Here is a 17,251-nt window from a genome sequence, read left to right on the forward strand (position 1 = left end):
TCACGGCTCGACGTGCGCCAGTGCACTGGGGTGGCGGCGCAGGAACCCCTCGATCGTCTGGGGCGGATGGCCGGTGAGGTCGGCGACGGCGGGCGAGACCTCGTCCAGTTCGCCCGCGGCGATCGCGGCATAGGAGCTGGCCCAGCCGACGACCTCCCATTCGCGGGCACCGGTGGCGCGGCGCGAGGCCAGCGCCTCCTCCCATGTCTCCGGCACGTAGCGGATGGTCTTGCCGGTGAGCGACGTCAGCCGGCGCACCGTCTCACCGAGGGTGACCGCTTCCGGGCCGGTGAGGTCGTAGGTGCTCCCGTCGTGCGTACCGGGGTCCAGCAGCACTTCGGCGGCGGCGTCGGCGATGTCGTCGCGGGAGACCCAGGCGGCCCGCCCGGTGCCGGCCGGGCCGCGGATGACGCCCGTGCCGTCGGCCCACAGCGGCAGCAGGTCGAGGTAGAGCGAGGGGCGCAGGAACACGTGCTCCACACCGGTCGACCGGATGTGCGCCTCGGTGAAGAAGTGGTCCCGCGCGAACGTGAACGTGGCCGCCGGGCCGGCGTTGAGGAAGGACAGGTAGACGATCCGGACCACCCCCGCCGCGACGGCCGCGTCGACCGCGCCGATATGCCGGTCCACCCGGTCCGCGGACTCGGCGGCCGAGACCAGGAAGAGCGTCTGCGCGCCGCGCAGCGCGCGCTGCATGGCCCGCTCGTCCTCGTAGGCGGCCATCGCCGCGGCCGCGCCGGCGAGCTCCGGGGCGCGGTTGAGGTCGCGCACGATGAGCCGCTGCGCTGCACCGCGGCGGGCGAGCCGCGCTGCGACCCGCCCCCCGACGGCGCCGGTTGCGCCGGTCACCGCGATCGTGTGTGTTTTCGCCTGATCGTCACCCATGGCCAGTATTGTCGCCGCACGCCGGTCGGGGCGCACGAACCGGTCGGTCAGCGCGTCGTGCCCGCGCCGACCGGTGCGCTGCGGTAGGCGAGTCTGCGCAGGGCTGTCTCGGCCGGTCCGCGCCGCCCCGCGCGCTCCAGCGCCAGGCAGCCGGCCGCGGTCACCAGCCAGACTGCCAGGGCGTAGGCCGCCATGGTCCAGCTCCCCATCGAAGCGCCCAGCCCCAGGCCCCAGCCGGCCAGCACCGGCGCGCACAGCACCGACTGCGCGAGGTAGGCCGACATCGAGCGCTTGCCGACCGCGACCGAGGCGCGCCGGGCGAGCCCCGGCGGACGGTTCCGCAGCCGCGCGGCGATCAGCCCGAACAGCGCGACGTAGCCGATGCCCCCGGCGAGCCCGGTGGGCAGCTGGGTCGTGGCGAAGACCCAGGAGGCGCCTTCGGGGATGTCATACAGGCCCACGTGGTGCAGCGCGTGCGGCAGTCCGGTGGCCCAGGCGGTCCCGATCCCGATGGCGGCGGTCCAGCGGAGCAGCCGCAGGTGGTTCCACGGCTCCTCCAGGATGCGCCGGCGCGCCGCCCAGAACGCGAGGATGATCGCGACCGGTGAGGCAAGGCCGAACACCCCCTGGACCGCGGCGAGCATCGGCCACGTGGTGATCCGCAGCAGCGCCGCGGCGAACGGGTCGGTCTCCGAGGCAGAAGCGGTCATGATGGCCGGCGCGGCTTCCGCGGGCGTGTTCGGCGCGTACACCGCGACGGCCCACGCGCCCGCCGTGCCCAGCAGCGCGAACAGCGCCAGCAGTCCGGTGCCGATCCCGGCCCACACCAGCAGCGTCCGGTCGCTGCGCCGAATGAACAGGGCGGCGATGACCAGGCCGGCGAAACCGTAGGCCCCCAGCACGTCGCCGACCCAGAGCAGCAGCGCGTGCACCGCGCCGAACGCCAGCAGCCAGAGGTTGCGGCGGCGCAGCAGCGCCCGCGCCGCGCGCTCGGACACCCCGGCCGCCCGCTGCCGCTGCAGGATCTGCATCATGCCGTAGCCGAAGAGGAACGCGAACATCGGGTAGACGCGCAGGTCCACGCCGATGATCAGGGTGGCCTGCACGATCCGGTCGAGGACGCCGCCGTCGAGCGGGTGGAAGCCGGCGATGGAGTGGGCGCGGCCCCACAGGTAGAAGGGCGTATTGGCGAGCGCGATGAGCAGCAGCATCGCGCCGCGTGCCAGGTCGGGGGCGAGGGAGCGCTCGGTGTCGCGGGTGGGCCCGCGCATCGGAGCGGCGCCGGGTGCGGCGCCCGGGGGAGCGGCCGCGGCGGCGCGGCCCGGGGAGTGGTCGTCCATGGGCCAACCCTCTCCCGGTTCCGCCACGCTGCGTATCCTCCGGCTGGCCGACCCGCCCCTCCACCCGGTGGAGGGCAGCGTCCCCGGAGCCGGTGCGGGATCCCCCCGATACCGGACGGCGGGGGCCGGCCCGCTGCGGGGCGCCGCGGTGGGCCCCCTCGGGCCGCGCCGGAGCCCGCTGAGCTGCGCCGGGCGGCGTGTGAGGGGCGTCCCTGAGGGGACCCGGTCAGGAGGTGCGGGAGGTCGCGGCCACGGTCAGGTCGGCCAGCGCAGCACGCGCCTCTTCCTCGATCAGCGGCGACTCCAGCGCCGCCGACGCCTCGGCGACCAGCGCGTCGATCCGCTGCTCGCAGGCGGCCAGTGCCCCGCAGGACTCGGTTGCGCCGCGCATCCAGTCCACCGTCTCCGCGCTCATCTCCGGGTCGCCCAGACGCCGGCGGAACTCGGCGGCGTCGGCCTCCGGCGCGCGCCGCAGCGTCTCGGCGACGAGCAGCGTCCGCTTGCCCTCCCGCAGGTCGTCGCCTGCCGGCTTGCCGGTGGCCGCGGGGTCGCCGAACATGCCGAGCACGTCGTCGCGCAGCTGGAAGGCGATGCCGAGGGAGCGGCCGTAGGCGGTGTAGACCGGCGTCAGCGCGGCGGCCCGGCCGGCCAGGGCGGCGCCGATGTGCAGCGGCCGCTCCACGGTGTACTTGGCGGCCTTGAAGTCCATCACCCGCAGCGCGGCTTCGACGGTCTCACCGCCGCGGACCTGCTCCAGCATGTCCAGGTACTGGCCGGCCATCACCTCGGTGCGCATGGCGTCGAAGGCGGGGCGGCCGGCGGCGAGCGCGGACAGCTCCAGCCCGCTGCCCCAGTACATCTCGTCCGACCAGGCCAGTGCCAGGTCGCCGATGAGGATCGCGGCGCCGCTGCCGAACCCGTCGGCCGAGCCGTGCCAGCCCTGCCCGGTGTGCAGCGCAGCCAGCCGGCGGTGCGTGGCGGGCATGCCGCGCCGGGTGTCGCTGCCGTCGATGACGTCGTCGTGGACGAGCGCGCACGCCTGGAGCAGCTCCAGGGACGCCGCCGCGGCGGCGATCTCGGGACCGTCGGCGCCGCCGGCGCCGCGCCACCCCCAGTAGGCGAACGCCGGCCGCAGCCGCTTGCCGCCGGTCAGCATCGCCTCCAGCGCGTCGGCGGTGGGCGCCAGCTCCGGCGCGATGTCCAGCAGCTGCGCACGGCGCTGCGCAAGGAAACCGGACAGGGCGGTGTCGACCGCGGGGCGCAGCGACGCGACGGGAGTGACAGCGGAGGAGGACATGACCGCAGGCTATCCGCACCGCGGCAGGGGCCGTGACCGGCTCCCGGGAAGCCTGCAGGCGGCGGCGGGAAGCCGCCGCCCCGCCCCGTTCGCAGCGCCCGGCGCACGGCGCGCTCCGGGCGGTGCGGGGCGCCCCCGAGCGGCCCGCCGGAGGGCGCGTGAACAGCGGAGCTGCGGCGGGGCGGGGCCTGGCCTGGGACGCGCGGGGCCGGGGCAGCTAAGGTGGAGGCCATGTTTGGCTCACCGACAAGCACCGAATCGGCGCACGAGCCCGCTCCGCGGCCCCGGCGCATCACGGACCTGCTCACCGCCGGCGAACCGACATTCTCCTTCGAGTTCTTCCCTCCGAAGACCGAAGCGGGCCAGCGCAAGCTGTGGACGGTCATCCGCGAGATCGAAGCGCTGCGGCCCTCCTTCGTCTCAGTGACCTACGGCGCCGGCGGCGGAACCCGGGACCGCACCGTGGAGATCACCGAGCGGATGGCGACCGACACCACACTGCTGCCGGTCGCCCACCTGACGGCGGTGAACCACTCCGTCCGCGAGCTGCGCCACCTGGTCGGCCGGTTCGCCGGGGTCGGCGTGGGCAACATCCTCGCCGTGCGCGGCGATCCGCCCGGCGACCCGATGGGCGAGTGGGTCAAGCACCCCGAGGGCCTGGAGTACGCCGACGAGCTGGTGCGGCTGATCAAGGAGGCCGGCGACTTCTCCGTGGGGGTCGCCGCGTTCCCCTACAAGCACCCCCGCTCGGCGGATGTCGAGGCCGACACCGAGTACTTCGTCCGCAAGTGCCGGGCCGGCGCCGACTACGCCATCACCCAGATGTTCTTCGACGCCGACGACTACCTGCGGCTGCGCGACCGGGTCGCCGCCAAGGGCTGCGACGTGCCGATCATCCCGGAGATCATGCCGGTGGTGAAGACCGCCACCATCGAGCGCTCCGAGCAGCTCTCCGGTGCGCCGTTCCCGCGCCACTTGGCGGCGGAGTTCGAGAAGGTCGCCGACGACCCGGAGGCGGTCCGCGCACTCGGCATCGACCAGGCGACCCGGATGTGCGAGCGGCTGCTCGACGAGGGAGCACCGGGCATCCACTTCATCACCTTCAACCAGTCCACCGCCACCCGCGAGATCTACCAGCGGATCGCCCCGCGGAGCGCTGCCGCACCAGCCCCCGCCGCGGCAGCGGCAGCGGCGCGGCCATAACCGCGAACGGGCGGTCCGGACTGCCCGGGAAGGCGAACTCGGCGAGGACGTCGACGAAGCCCGCGGTCTCGTAGAGGCCGCGGGCCGGCGACGGGCCGACCGGGGTGGACAGCACCGCCGTCCGCTCGGTCCGGCCCGCCGCGAGCTGCTCCAGCATCCGCCGCCCGGTGCCGCGCCCCTGGTAGTCGGGGTGCACGTGCACCTCGGCGATCTCGAAGGCGTCGTCGAACCAGCGCCGCGCGGCCCGCGGCCGCCGGCGGCGCACCTCGGCGGTGACGACGTCGTGCCACCACTGGCCGCCGGCGCCGCGGAACCCGTAGGCGAACCCGGCCGCCGCGCCGTCCGGCGCGGCCGCAACAAGGGCGCGGAACCGGGGGAACGCCGCGTGCTGCTCCATGACGCTGCGGCGCCCCGGCAGCTGCGCGGGGTCGGGGGCCATCGCCGCCGTGTAGACCTCCAGCAGGGCTGGCAGGGCGGCGACGAAGACCGGCGGCGCGAGTTCGCGCAGCTCGATGTCGGTCTCCACGCGGCCAGCCTACGCCGGAGGCGCGGTCCGCGGCGGACGAGTGCGGCAACTGCCGGACCGGTGCCGGAGCGCATCCCGCAGAACGCCTGTGCGCTGGGCGGCCGCGCCTTGACGCGGTGCGCGCGGGACCACTAATCTTTGGCGTGTTCGCACACCAGTTCGAACGGATCCGGCATGCCGGTCCGCTCGCGGGTGGGCGGCTGCGGCCGGGCAGGGGGAGGGGAAGCCTCTTGCCCGGCCGTTCTCATGGCCGGTGGCGGGGCAGGGTGCCGGGCGGGGCCGAGGGCCGCTGGTCGGCTCCAGGTCGCCCCCTGGAGCCGGCGGCGCGGGCCGCGCGCGGGCGGGCGCTCAGAACGCGTCGACCGCGCGGCGCGCCTCGGGGTCGAGCACGCCCCAGTTGATGAGCTCCTCGGTGAGGTCGCCCGGCGAGCGGTCGTAGATCACCGCGAGCGAGCGCAGGTCCTCCTGGCGGATGGACAGTACCCGGCCGTTGTAGTCGCCGCGCTGGCTCTGGATGGTGGCGATGTAGCGCGCCAGCGGCCCCGCCTTCTCCTGCGGCAGCTGCTGCATCCGCTCCAGGTCGATGACCAGCTTCGGCGTGGGGCCGAGCGGTGCGGGTGCGGCGCCTCCGGGCAGGAGCTCCGACATCGGGACCCCGTAGAAGTCCGCGAGCTCGGCGAGCTTCTGCACGGTGACGGCCCGGTCGCCGCGCTCGTAGGAGCCCACCACGACGGCCTTCCAGCGGCCGTGGGACTTCTCCTCCACACCGTGCAGGGAGAGCCCCTGCTGGGTGCGGATGGCGCGCAGTCGCGCGCCGAGGGACTTGGCGTATTCGGATGGCATTTTCTTCGTCGCTCCCCGGCCGTGAGGTGGCTGGTGCGGGGCGTGGTGGGTGCTCGCCCCTCCGGTTGTCGCCCCCGGACCGCGCGGAATGCGTCGCTGCGCGGGGGATGCGCGGTGCGACCCAGCCCAGTTTGGTTACGGACAGTGACCGTACGGCGGTCGTGCCGCCAGGTCAAGCCGTTGGGCGGAAAAGCGACGATTCAGTGGCCAAACCGTGTGTAAGTGAGAGGCCTCTCATTACGGGCGGCGACGGCCGTCAAGGTGCCGGGGGAGAATGCGAAAAGCCCGCAGCGGTAGGAGGTTTCACGTTTGGGGCGCGCGCAGTCCGAACGGGGGTGCGCACCCCGCCCGCCCGTGCGCACGGGGGTGTCAACCCCTTTGCCTGTGGCGAGCGTCATATTTGCCGGTGTTCACCCCGCCGTCCCGGCGGGTCTGCGGGGTCGCCGCTGGTAGCGTGAGGCCGTTCGACATCCTTTAACGTCCTGTTCTGCGAGGCAGGGAAGGGGGTCATTACTTTGTGTGCTCAAAAACGCGCGGAAGGTGATCCAGTGAGGGAGGCGCCGCTGGGCGGCGCGCCGGAGCTCCGCCCCGTGCTGGAGGGGCCGGAGATCGACCGGGCACTGACCCGGATCGCTCACGAGATCCTGGAGCGCACCAAGGGCGCCGCCGACGTCACGCTGCTCGGCATCCCGTCCCGCGGCGCGCCGCTCGCCGGCCGGCTCGCCGAGCGCATCGCGCGCGTCGAAGGCCACACCGTCCCGTGCGGTGCCCTCGACATCACGATGTACCGCGACGACCTGCACATGGCGCCCGCCCGGTCGCTCGGCAGCACCGAGATCCCCGACGAGGGGGTGGAAGGCCGCACCGTCGTGCTCGTCGACGACGTCCTGTTCTCCGGCCGCACGGTGCGCGCCGCGCTCGACGCCCTCAACGACCTCGGCCGCCCGCGCGCGGTCCAGCTCGCCGTCCTGGTCGACCGGGGCCACCGCGAGCTGCCGGTCCGCGCCGACTACGTGGGCAAGAACCTGCCGACCTCGCTGCGCGAGTCGGTCGCGGTGCGGCTCGCCGAGACCGACGGCCGCGACGCCGTCCTGCTCGGCCCGGCCAAGCCGCGCGCCGGCGGCACCGGGCACGCCGGGGGAGGGGAGTCCTGATGCGCCACCTGCTGTCTGCCGCCGAGCTCGACCGCGGCACCGCCCTGCACATCCTCGACACCGCCCAGGAGCTGGCCCGGGTCGCCGACCGCTCGGTGAAGAAGGTCCCGACGCTGCGCGGCCGCACCGTCGTCAACCTGTTCTACGAGGACTCCACCCGGACCCGCACCTCCTTCGAGCTGGCGGCCAAGCGGCTCTCCGCCGACGTGATCAACTTCTCCGCCAAGGGGTCCAGCGTCGCCAAGGGCGAGAGCCTCAAGGACACCGCGCTCACCCTGCAGGCCATGGGCGCCGACGCGGTCGTCATCCGGCACGGCGCCTCCGGCGCCGCCCACCGGCTCTCCGAGTGGGTCGACGGCTCGGTGCTCAACGCCGGCGACGGCACCCACGAGCACCCCACCCAGGCCCTGCTGGACGCCTACACCATGCGCGAGGCGACCGGCCGGCTCGAAGGGCTGCGCGTCGCCATCGTCGGCGACATCCTGCACAGCCGGGTGGCCCGCTCCAACGTGCACCTGCTGCACACCCTCGGCGCCGAAGTCACCCTGGTCGCGCCGCCCACGCTGCTGCCGGTGTCGGTGCACACCTGGCCGTGCGCGGTCTCCTACGATCTGGATGCGGCGCTGCCCGGCTGCGATGTCGTGATGATGCTGCGGGTACAGGCCGAGCGGATGAACGAGGCCTTCTTCCCCACCGCGCGGGAGTACAGCCGCCGCTACGGGCTGGACGCCGCGAGGTTCGCCGCGATGGCGCCGGACGCCCTGGTGATGCACCCCGGGCCGATGGTGCGCGGGATGGAGATCTCCGCCGACGTCGCCGACGGCCCGCGCACCACGGTGGCCCGCCAGGTCGCCAACGGGGTGAGCGTCCGGATGGCGGTGCTCTACCTGCTGCTCGGCGGCTCCGAGCCGGCCCTGGAGCCCGCCCCGCCGGCGCGCGCCGCGGCGCAGCCGGCCGGCGGCACCTGAACCCGCCCCGCGACGACCACGCCCATCGACCCGAAGGGACCTTCCGGGACATGCCCGACCACCACAGCGGGGAACTCCTCATCCGCGGAGCCCGCATCCTCGGCGGCGACCCCGCCGACCTGCTGCTGCGCGACGGCGCCATCGCCGCCGCCGGCGCAGGCGCCGCCGCCGGGGCGCGCGGAGCCGAGGAGATCGACGCAGGCGCCGCCGGCCTGATCGCCCTGCCCGGCCTCGTCGACCTCCACACCCACCTGCGCGAGCCCGGCCGCGAGGACGCCGAGACCGTCGCCGGCGGCTGCCGCTCGGCCGCCGCGGGCGGTTTCACCGCGGTGCACGCCATGGCCAACACCGACCCGGTCGCCGACACCGCCGGCGTCGTCGAGCAGGTGTGGCGGCTCGGCCGCGAATCCGGCCGCTGCGACGTGCGCCCGGTCGGCGCCGTCACGCGCGGCCTGGCCGGCGAGCACCTCGCCGAGCTCGGCGCGATGGCCGACTCCGCCGCCGCCGTGCGCGTCTTCTCCGACGACGGCATGTGCGTCTCCGACCCGATGCTGATGCGCCGCGCACTGGAGTACGTCAAGGCGTTCGACGGCGTCGTCGCCCAGCACGCCCAGGAGCCGCGGCTCACCCGCGGCGCGCAGATGAACGAGGGCACCGTCTCCGACCGCCTCGGCCTGCAGGGCTGGCCCGCGGTGGCCGAAGAGGCCGTCATCGCCCGCGACTGCCTGCTCGCCGAGCACGTCGGGTCGCGGCTGCACATCTGCCACGTCTCCACCGCCGGCTCGGTCGAGATCATCCGGTGGGCCAAGGCGCGCGGCTGCGACGTCACCGCCGAGGTGACCCCGCACCACCTGCTGCTCACCGAGGACCTGGTCGAGAACTACGACCCGGTCTACAAGGTCAACCCGCCGCTGCGCACCGCCGCTGACGTGCAGGCGCTGCGCGAGGGGCTCGCCGACGGCACGATCGACATCGTCGCCACCGACCATGCGCCGCACCCCACCGAGGCGAAGGAGACCGAGTGGGCCAACGCGGCCATGGGGATGCTCGGCCTGGAGACCGCGCTCTCCGTGGTGCAGCAGACCATGGTCGACACCGGCCTCCTCGACTGGGCCGGCGTCGCCGAGCGGATGGCGGCCGCCCCAGCGCGCATCGGCCGGGTCGCGGGCCACGGCCGCCCGCTCGCCGCCGGCGAGCCCGCCAACATCGTCCTCTACGACCCCCGGGAGCAGCGGGAGATCGACCCCGCCGCCCTGGAGTCCAAGAGCGCCAACAGCCCGTACCGGGGCATGCGCCTGCCGGGACGTGTCCAGGCCACGTTCCTGCGCGGCGTCCCGACGGTCCTCGATGGGAAGGTCCAGTGACAGCAGAAGCAACCGGAGCCGCAGCAGCCGGCACCGAATCCGTCCCCGCCGTACTCGTGCTCGAGGACGGCCGCGTGTTCCGCGGCCGCTCCTTCGGGGCGCGCGGCGAGACCTTCGGCGAGATCGTCTTCAACACCGGGATGACCGGCTACCAGGAGACCCTCACCGACCCCTCCTACCACCGCCAGATCGTCACGATGACGGCGCCGCACATCGGCAACACCGGCGTCAACGACGACGACCCGGAGTCGGGCCGCATCTGGGTGGCCGGCTACGTGGTCCGCGAGCCGGCCCGGGTGCCCTCGAACTGGCGCGCCCAGCGCACCCTGGACGAGGAGCTGCGCCGCCAGGGCGTCGTCGGCATCGCCGTGGACGGCACCCGCGCGCTCACCCGCCACCTGCGCGACCGCGGTGCGATGCGCGCCGTGATCAGCACCGAGGACGGCGACACCGCGCGGCTGCAGGAGAAGGTCCGCGCCACCCCCGCCATGGCCGGCGCCGACCTGGCCGGCGAGGTCAGCACCGACGCGCCGTACACGGTGGCGCCGCCCGAGGGCGTCGCCACCCGGTTCCGGGTGGCAGCGGTCGACCTCGGCATCAAGGCCATGACGCCGCAGCGGCTCGCCGAGCGCGGCTGCGAGGTGCGGGTGCTGCCGGCCGGCGCCACCGCAGAGGAGGTGCTCGCCGCCGGCCCCGACGGGGTGTTCTTCAGCAACGGCCCCGGCGACCCGGAGACCGCCGGCGGCCCGGTGGAGGTCCTGCGCACCGTGCTCGAGGCGCGCCGCCCCTTCTTCGGGATCTGCTTCGGCAACCAGCTGCTCGGCCGCGCGCTCGGCCTGGGCACCTTCAAGCTGCGCTTCGGCCACCGCGGCGTGAACCAGCCGGTGCGCGAGGTGCACACCCGCCGGGTGCACATCACCAGCCACAACCACGGGTTCGCCGTGGACGCGCCGCTGGACGGCCCGTTCGACACCCCGTACGGGGCGGCCGAGGTGAGCCACGTCGACCTCAACGACGACGTGGTGGAGGGGCTGCGGCTCCTCGACCGGCCCGCGTTCAGCGTCCAGTACCACCCGGAGGCCGCCGCCGGCCCGCACGACGCCGCGGCGGAGTTCGACGCGTTCATCGCCCTGATGGAGCGGTCCGGTCCGCCCGGTGGCGCCGGGAGCACCGCAGACGCAGCGAACAACGACAGCGCTCGGCCCGCCGAGCAGAAGCAGTAGAGGGAACCATGCCGCGCCGTAGTGACCTTTCCTCCGTCCTCGTGGTCGGCTCCGGTCCCATCGTGATCGGGCAGGCCGCCGAGTTCGACTACTCCGGTACCCAGGCGTGCCGCGTGCTCAAGTCCGAAGGACTGCGCGTCATCCTGGTCAACTCCAACCCGGCGACGATCATGACCGACCCGGAGATCGCCGACGCCACCTACGTCGAGCCGATCACCCCGGGCATGGTCGAGAAGATCATCGCCAAGGAGCGCCCGGACGCCCTGCTGCCGACGCTGGGCGGCCAGACCGCCCTCAACGCCGCCGTCGCCCTGCACGAATCCGGCGTGCTGGAGAAGTACGGCGTGGAGCTGATCGGCGCCAACATCGGCGCCATCCAGTCCGGCGAGGACCGCGAGACGTTCAAGGGCATCGTCGACCGCATCGGCGGCGAGTCGGCCCGCTCGCGCATCTGCCACAGCCTGGACGACTGCCTGGCCGCCGCCGGCGAGCTCGGCTACCCGGTCGTGGTGCGCCCGTCCTTCACCATGGGCGGCTCCGGCTCCGGTTTCGCCCACGACGAGGCCGAGCTGCGCCGCATCGCCGGCCAGGGCCTCGCGCTGTCGCCGACCACCGAGGTGCTCCTGGAGGAGTCCATCCTCGGCTGGAAGGAGTACGAGCTGGAGCTCATGCGCGACGGCAACGACAACGTGGTCGTCGTCTGCTCCATCGAGAACTTCGACCCGATGGGCGTGCACACCGGCGACTCGGTCACCGTCGCCCCGGCGATGACCCTCACCGACCGCGAGTACCAGCGCATGCGGGACCTCGGGATCGCGATCATCCGCGCGGTCGGCGTGGACACCGGCGGCTGCAACATCCAGTTCGCGGTCAACCCCGCCGACGGCCGGCTCATCGTCATCGAGATGAACCCGCGGGTCTCCCGCTCCTCGGCGCTGGCCTCCAAGGCCACCGGCTTCCCGATCGCCAAGATCGCCGCGAAGCTCGCCGTCGGCTACACGCTGGACGAGATCCCCAACGACATCACCGCCGAGACCCCGGCCAGCTTCGAGCCCAGCCTCGACTACGTCGTGGTCAAGGTGCCGCGGTTCGCGTTCGAGAAGTTCCCCGGCGCCGACGCCAGCCTCACCACCACCATGAAGTCGGTCGGCGAGGCCATGGCCATCGGCCGCTCCTTCCCCGAGGCGCTGCAGAAGGCCATGCGCTCGGTGGAGAAGAAGGGCGTCGGCTTCACCTGGGCCGGCGAGCCCGGCGCCAAGGACGGCCTGCTGCAGGCCGCCGCGGTGCCCGGCGAGTACCGGATGCGCCACGTCCAGCAGGCGCTGCGCGCCGGCGCGACAGTCGCCGAACTGCACGGCGCCACCGGCATCGACCCGTGGTTCCTCGACCAGATGCTGCTGCTGGAGGAGACCGCGCGCGGGGTCGCGGCCGCCCCGCAGCTCGACCGCGGCGTGCTGCGCACGGCGAAGCGGGCCGGCTTCTCCGACGCCCAGATCGGCGAGCTCACCGGCAAGTCCGAGGAGGTCGTCCGCGAGCTCCGCAGCGCCCTCGACGTGCACCCCGTCTACCTCACCGTGGACACCTGCGCCGCCGAGTTCGCCGCGCAGACGCCCTACCTGTACTCCAGCTACGACGAGGAGACCGAGGTCCCGCAGGGCACCCGCCCCAAGGTGATCATCCTCGGCTCCGGACCGAACCGCATCGGCCAGGGCATCGAGTTCGACTACAGCTGCGTGCACGCGTCGTTCGCGCTGTCGGCGGCCGGCTACGAGACGGTCATGGTCAACTGCAACCCGGAGACCGTCTCCACCGACTACGACACCAGCGACCGGCTCTACTTCGAGCCGCTCACCCTGGAGGACGTCCTGGAGGTGGTCCGCGCCGAGCGGCTCACCGGCGAGGTCGTCGGCGTCGTCGTCCAGCTCGGCGGGCAGACCCCGCTCGGACTGGCCAAGGGCCTGCAGGCGGCCGGGGTCCCGGTCGTCGGCACCAGCCCCGAGGCCATCGACCTGGCCGAGGACCGCGGCGCGTTCGGCGAGGTGCTGGACAAGGCCGGCCTGCCCTCGCCCAAGCACGGCACCGCGACCTCGTTCGCCGAGGCCAGCCGGGTCGCCGACGAGATCGGCTACCCGGTCATGGTCCGCCCCTCCTACGTGCTGGGCGGCCGCGGCATGGAGATCGTCTACAGCGACGCCATGCTGGCCGACTACATCGAGCGCAACGCCGAGGTGAGCCCGGAGTACCCGGTGCTCATCGACCGCTTCCTCGACGACGCCATCGAGATCGACGTCGACGCGGTCTACGACGGCGAGGAGCTCTACCTCGGCGGCGTCATGGAGCACATCGAGGAGGCCGGCATCCACTCCGGCGACTCCGCGTGCGCCCTGCCGGCCATCACCCTGGGCCGCGAGGACTACGAGCGGATCCGCTACTCCACCGAGGGCATCGCCCGCGGCACCGGGGTGCGCGGCCTGCTCAACGTCCAGTACGCGCTCTCCTCGGGCGTCCTCTACGTCCTGGAGGCCAACCCGCGCGCCTCCCGCACGGTGCCGTTCGTCTCCAAGGCGACCGCGGTGCCGCTCGCCAAGGCGGCCGCCCGGGTCATGCTCGGCGCGTCAATCGCCGAGCTGCGCGCCGAGGGGCTGCTGCCCGCCGCCGGCGACGGCGGCACGATGCCGATGGACGCCCCGATCGCGGTCAAGGAGGCCGTGCTGCCGTTCAACCGGTTCATCGACCGCCAGGGCCGCGGCGTGGACACCGTGCTCGGCCCGGAGATGCGCTCCACCGGCGAGGTCATGGGCCTGGACGCCGACTTCGGCACCGCCTACGCCAAGTCGCAGGAGGCCGCGCTCGGCGCGCTGCCCACCTCCGGCGCGGTCTTCGTCTCGGTCGCCAACCAGGACAAGCGGCACATGGTCTTCCCGGTCAAGCGCCTGGCCGACCTCGGCTTCACGATCCTGGCCACCGAGGGCACCGCCGAGGTGCTGCGCCGCAACGGCGTGCGCGCCCAGATCGTGCGCAAGCACAGCGCCGGGCCCGGCCCGGACGGCGAACCGACTATCGTGCAACGCATCCACGGCGGCGAAGTGGACCTCATCGTCAACACGCCGTTCGGGGGCGCCGGCCAGGCCGGTCCGCGCCTGGACGGCTACGAGATCCGCACCGCGGCCGTGGTGCGCGGCGTGCCCAGCGTCACCACGGTGCCGGGCCTGTCCGCAGCTGTCCAGGGCATCGAGGCGCTCACCCGGGGCGACATCGGCGTCCGCTCCCTCCAGGAGCACGCCGCGTCGCTGCAGGGCGCCCGGAGCTGACCCGCCGCGAGCAGTGAGGCAGGACGACGAGGGTGAGCGACTACGGTCCGCTGCAGATCAGATGCCCCGTGCTGACGGTGCGGCGGGTGGACGCCTACACGGCGATCACCGTGGTCGCCCCCGGGATCGCCGAGCGGTTCCGGGCCGGCCAGTTCGCCGCCGTCGCCGTCGGCGGTGAGCAGAGCGGCATGCTGATGCGGCGCCCGTTCGCCGTGCACGACGTCAAGCCCGACTACGGCGGCACGGTGGAGTTCCTCTTCGCGGTGCGCGGAGCCGGCACCGAGTGGCTCGCCGAGCGGCGCTCCCGCGACCTGCTGGACGTGGTGGGCCCGCTCGGCCGCCCCTTCCCGCTGCCGCGCGACCCGGTCAACTGCGTCCTGGTCGGCGGCGGCTCCGGGGCGGCGCCGCTCTTCCCGCTCGCGCACGCGCTGCGCCGGCGCGGCTGCCGCGTCGACGTCGTCCTCGGCGGAGCCTCGGCGGACCGCGTGTTCAGCGCGATCACCGCCCGCCGGGTCGCCGAGACCGCCACCTTCACCACCGACGACGGCTCCTTCGGTGTGCGCGGCACCGTCGCCGACCCGCTGCCGCGGGTGATCGAGGAGGCCCGGTCCGACGTGGTCTACGCGTGCGGGCCGATGCCGATGCTGCGCTCGGTGGCCGAGGTCGCCGCCGACCGCGGACTGCCCGTCCAGGTGGCCGCGGAGGAGGCCATGGCGTGCGGCACCGGGATCTGCATGTCCTGCGTGATCCCGGTCGCCGGCGAGGACGGCATCACCCGGATGGTGCGCACCTGCACCGACGGGCCGGTGTTCCGCGGCGAGCAGGTCCGCTTCGACGACGTGGGCAGCATCCCCTTCGACGCGCTCGGTGCGCCCGGCTGGAAGCCGCAGGGTTCGGCCGGCGCGGGGGCGGCCGGGCAGGAGGCGTCGTGAGCGGCGTCGACCTCGCCGCCCGGCTCGGCGGCATCGTGCTGGACAACCCGGTACTGGCCGCCGCGGGGTGCGCCGGCACCGGGCGCGAGCTGGCCCGCTTTTTCGACCTCGACCGGATCGGCGCCCTGGTCACCAAGTCGGTGATGCTGGAGCCGCGCGCGGGCCACCCGGCGCCGCGCATCGCCGAGACGCCCAGCGGCCTAGTCAGCGCCACCGGACTGCAGGGCCCCGGCGTCGACGTCTTCCTCCAGCGCGACCTGCCGTGGCTGCTCTCCCGCGGCGGCCGCGCCGCAGTGTCGCTGGCCGGCTCCACCGCCGACGAGTACGGCGAGCTGGCCCGCCGCGTCTCCGCGGCGCCCGGTGTCGCCTTCGTCGAGGTCAACCTCTCCTGCGCGAACCCGGCCGACCAGGGCCGGCACTTCGCCGACGACCCCGCCCACGCCACCCGCGTGGTGCGGGCGGTGCGTGCGGCGACCCGGCCGGACCTGCCGGTGTTCGCCAAGCTCGCCGCTGACGTGCCGGACGTGGTGCAGCTCGCCGAGGCGTGCGCCGAGGCGCGGGCGGACGGCCTGTCGATGACCAACACGCTGCGCGGAATGGCCGTCGACCCGCGGACGCTGCGCCCGGCGGTGGCCGGCGGGATGGGCGGGGTCTCCGGCCCGGCCATCCGCCCGATCGCGGTCGGCTGCGTCTACCGGGTGCACGCCGCACTGCCCGACATGCCGCTGATCGGCACCGGCGGTGTGCGCACCGGCGCCGACGCCCTGGAGTTCCTCGCCGCGGGCGCGTCGGCGGTGGGCGTGGGCACCGTCAGCTTCAACGACCCTTCGGCCTGTGTGCGGATCGTGCGCGAGCTGGAGGAGGCCCTCGCCGAGCACGGCGTGCAGCGGGCTGCCGACATCGTCGGCGCCGCCCACCGGGAGCGCTGAGCGGTGCGGCGCCCGGGCCCGGCCCGCGTGCCGCGCCCCGTTCCTCCGCCCCGGTCCGCGCTTGCCGCAGCTCGGCAGACCGCCCGCTCCGGACCGCTGCGCCGCTGCGCCCGGGCCGTCGGCGGTACCGACGCGGTGCGGTGCGGCGTGCATGAACGCGCCCCGGCGGGGAACCGCACGGTGCAGCGGTCGGAGTGCCCCCACCTGGGGGAACCCGCTCCCGGGCGGCCCTGATGCCGGCCGGCCTCCCCGCGGGGCGGCCGCGCAGCGCCTGCGCCCCTGATGAGAAGAGTCCGACGAGAGAGAGGGATCGTGGCCGCACCTATCGCAGTCGCCATCGACGCACCCGAGATCGAGACCGCCGCCCGCTGGGCGTCCGCGGTCGCCCCGCACGTCAGCACGGTGAAGGTGGGTCTGGAGCTCTACCTGCGCTACGGGCCCGAAGTCGTGACCACGGTGCGCGGCGCCAACCGGGTGTCGGTCTTCCTCGACCTGAAGCTGCACGACATCCCGGCGACGGTGGCCGGCGCCGCGCGCAATGTGGCCCGGCTCAAACCGTCCATTCTGACCGTGCATGCCGCCGGGGGAGCCGACATGATCGCCGCCGCGGTGGAGTCGGCGCCGGACACCCGGATCGCCGCGGTCACGGTGCTCACCTCGCTGGACGACGCCGCGCTGCAGCAGATCGGGATGCGCGGTCCGGCCATCGACGCGGCGCGGCGGCTGGCGGCGGTCGCCGTCGGCGCGGGCGCGCGGGCGCTGGTCTGCTCTCCGCACGAGGTCCCGGCGCTCCGCGCCGAGGTCGGCCCGGACATCGAGATGATCACCCCCGGCGTGCGCCCGGCCGGCGCGGACCGGGGCGACCAGGCGCGGGTGTCCACCCCGGAGGAGGCGCTGGAGGCAGGAGCCGACCTGCTGGTCATCGGGCGCCCGATCACCCGCGCCGCCGACCCGGGGGCGGCGGCCGCGTCGATGGCCGCCGCGCTGCGCCGTGCGGGCGCCGGCGAGCACGCCTCCTGAGCGCGCCTCCGGTTCCCGGCCGCGGCCCGCTGCCGGCGGGCGCCGGGCGGGCCCGGGGCGGCGCGGGGGCCGGCTCCGGCTCCGCGTCGGTGCCTCACCGTATCCAGTTTCGGGCAATTGGTGTCGTCATACTCTCATGTCCGAAACTGGACTCCGCCGCCGGTCAGGGTTGGCGGCAGGGGTGCCGCACCGCGTCCGACCGGCGGTCCCGCCGAACCCGGATTCAGGGCCAAAAGTCCTGATTTTGAGTGCGCAG

The 17,251-nt window shown here is 74.3% G+C and carries 14 protein-coding genes; 9 read left to right on the forward strand and 5 right to left on the reverse strand.

Annotation, left to right across the window (positions count from 1 at the left end; genetic code table 11):
* The 3 genes from ACYVGT_RS19805 to ACYVGT_RS19815 form a co-directional block, all read right to left on the reverse strand.
* Positions 1-885 (reverse strand): NmrA family NAD(P)-binding protein, encoded by an 885-nt coding sequence (locus ACYVGT_RS19805; protein ID WP_460860594.1) that lies wholly within the window; start codon positions 883-885, stop codon positions 1-3.
* Positions 886-932: 47 nt separating this feature from the next.
* The gene (locus ACYVGT_RS19810; protein ID WP_460860596.1) at positions 933-2,225 is read right to left on the reverse strand and encodes a DUF418 domain-containing protein; all 1,293 of its coding nucleotides are present in this window, start codon (positions 2,223-2,225) and stop codon (positions 933-935) included.
* Positions 2,226-2,451: 226 nt separating this feature from the next.
* On the reverse strand, positions 2,452-3,522 hold the full coding sequence (locus ACYVGT_RS19815; RefSeq protein ID WP_460860598.1) for a polyprenyl synthetase family protein: 1,071 nt from the start codon (positions 3,520-3,522) through the stop codon (positions 2,452-2,454).
* 231 nt (positions 3,523-3,753) lie between these two features.
* Here ACYVGT_RS19815 and metF point away from each other — a divergent pair, with 231 nt between their 5' ends.
* A complete protein-coding gene (gene metF / locus ACYVGT_RS19820; RefSeq protein WP_460860600.1) occupies positions 3,754-4,725 on the forward strand; it encodes a methylenetetrahydrofolate reductase [NAD(P)H] in 972 nt (323 codons plus the stop codon).
* Here metF and ACYVGT_RS19825 read toward each other — a convergent pair.
* A complete protein-coding gene (locus ACYVGT_RS19825; RefSeq protein ID WP_460860604.1) occupies positions 4,625-5,251 on the reverse strand; it encodes a GNAT family N-acetyltransferase in 627 nt (208 codons plus the stop codon). The two genes, metF and ACYVGT_RS19825, sit on opposite strands and share 101 nt — an antisense overlap.
* A 348-nt stretch (positions 5,252-5,599) precedes the next feature.
* Positions 5,600-6,094, reverse strand: a complete 495-nt coding sequence (gene bldD / locus ACYVGT_RS19830) for a transcriptional regulator BldD (RefSeq protein ID WP_460860607.1) — start codon at positions 6,092-6,094, stop codon at positions 5,600-5,602.
* Positions 6,095-6,684: 590 nt separating this feature from the next.
* On the opposite strand from bldD, the gene pyrR reads away from it, so the two are divergent.
* The 8 genes from pyrR (at position 6,685) to pyrF (ending at position 16,995) form a co-directional block, all read left to right on the forward strand.
* Positions 6,685-7,248, forward strand: coding sequence for a bifunctional pyr operon transcriptional regulator/uracil phosphoribosyltransferase PyrR (gene pyrR / locus ACYVGT_RS19835; protein ID WP_460860708.1), 564 nt, complete (start codon positions 6,685-6,687; stop codon positions 7,246-7,248).
* Positions 7,248-8,216: an aspartate carbamoyltransferase catalytic subunit gene (locus ACYVGT_RS19840; protein WP_460860609.1), complete on the forward strand. Its 969-nt coding sequence runs from the start codon at positions 7,248-7,250 to the stop codon at positions 8,214-8,216. The genes pyrR and ACYVGT_RS19840 overlap by 1 nt, the downstream gene beginning before the upstream one ends.
* 50 nt (positions 8,217-8,266) lie before the next feature.
* Positions 8,267-9,580 carry a dihydroorotase gene (locus ACYVGT_RS19845; protein ID WP_460860611.1) on the forward strand — a complete coding sequence of 438 codons (1,314 nt, stop codon included), beginning with the start codon at positions 8,267-8,269 and terminating at the stop codon, positions 9,578-9,580.
* Entirely contained in the window at positions 9,577-10,803 is a 1,227-nt protein-coding gene (carA, locus tag ACYVGT_RS19850) for a glutamine-hydrolyzing carbamoyl-phosphate synthase small subunit (protein WP_460860614.1), read from the forward strand. Before ACYVGT_RS19845 ends, carA begins: the two co-directional genes overlap by 4 nt.
* Before the next feature lie 8 nt (positions 10,804-10,811).
* Positions 10,812-14,114: a carbamoyl-phosphate synthase large subunit gene (carB, locus tag ACYVGT_RS19855; protein WP_460860619.1), complete on the forward strand. Its 3,303-nt coding sequence runs from the start codon at positions 10,812-10,814 to the stop codon at positions 14,112-14,114.
* Between the two features lie 32 nt (positions 14,115-14,146).
* Positions 14,147-15,046: a dihydroorotate dehydrogenase electron transfer subunit gene (locus ACYVGT_RS19860; protein ID WP_460860623.1), complete on the forward strand. Its 900-nt coding sequence runs from the start codon at positions 14,147-14,149 to the stop codon at positions 15,044-15,046.
* Entirely contained in the window at positions 15,043-15,975 is a 933-nt protein-coding gene (locus ACYVGT_RS19865) for a dihydroorotate dehydrogenase (protein ID WP_460860627.1), read from the forward strand. Before ACYVGT_RS19860 ends, ACYVGT_RS19865 begins: the two co-directional genes overlap by 4 nt.
* Before the next feature lie 282 nt (positions 15,976-16,257).
* Positions 16,258-16,995, forward strand: a complete 738-nt coding sequence (gene pyrF / locus ACYVGT_RS19870; protein ID WP_460860629.1) for an orotidine-5'-phosphate decarboxylase — start codon at positions 16,258-16,260, stop codon at positions 16,993-16,995.
* Positions 16,996-17,251: the final 256 nt, after the last annotated feature.

The sequence above is a fragment of the Nocardiopsis coralliicola genome, assembly GCF_054779695.1.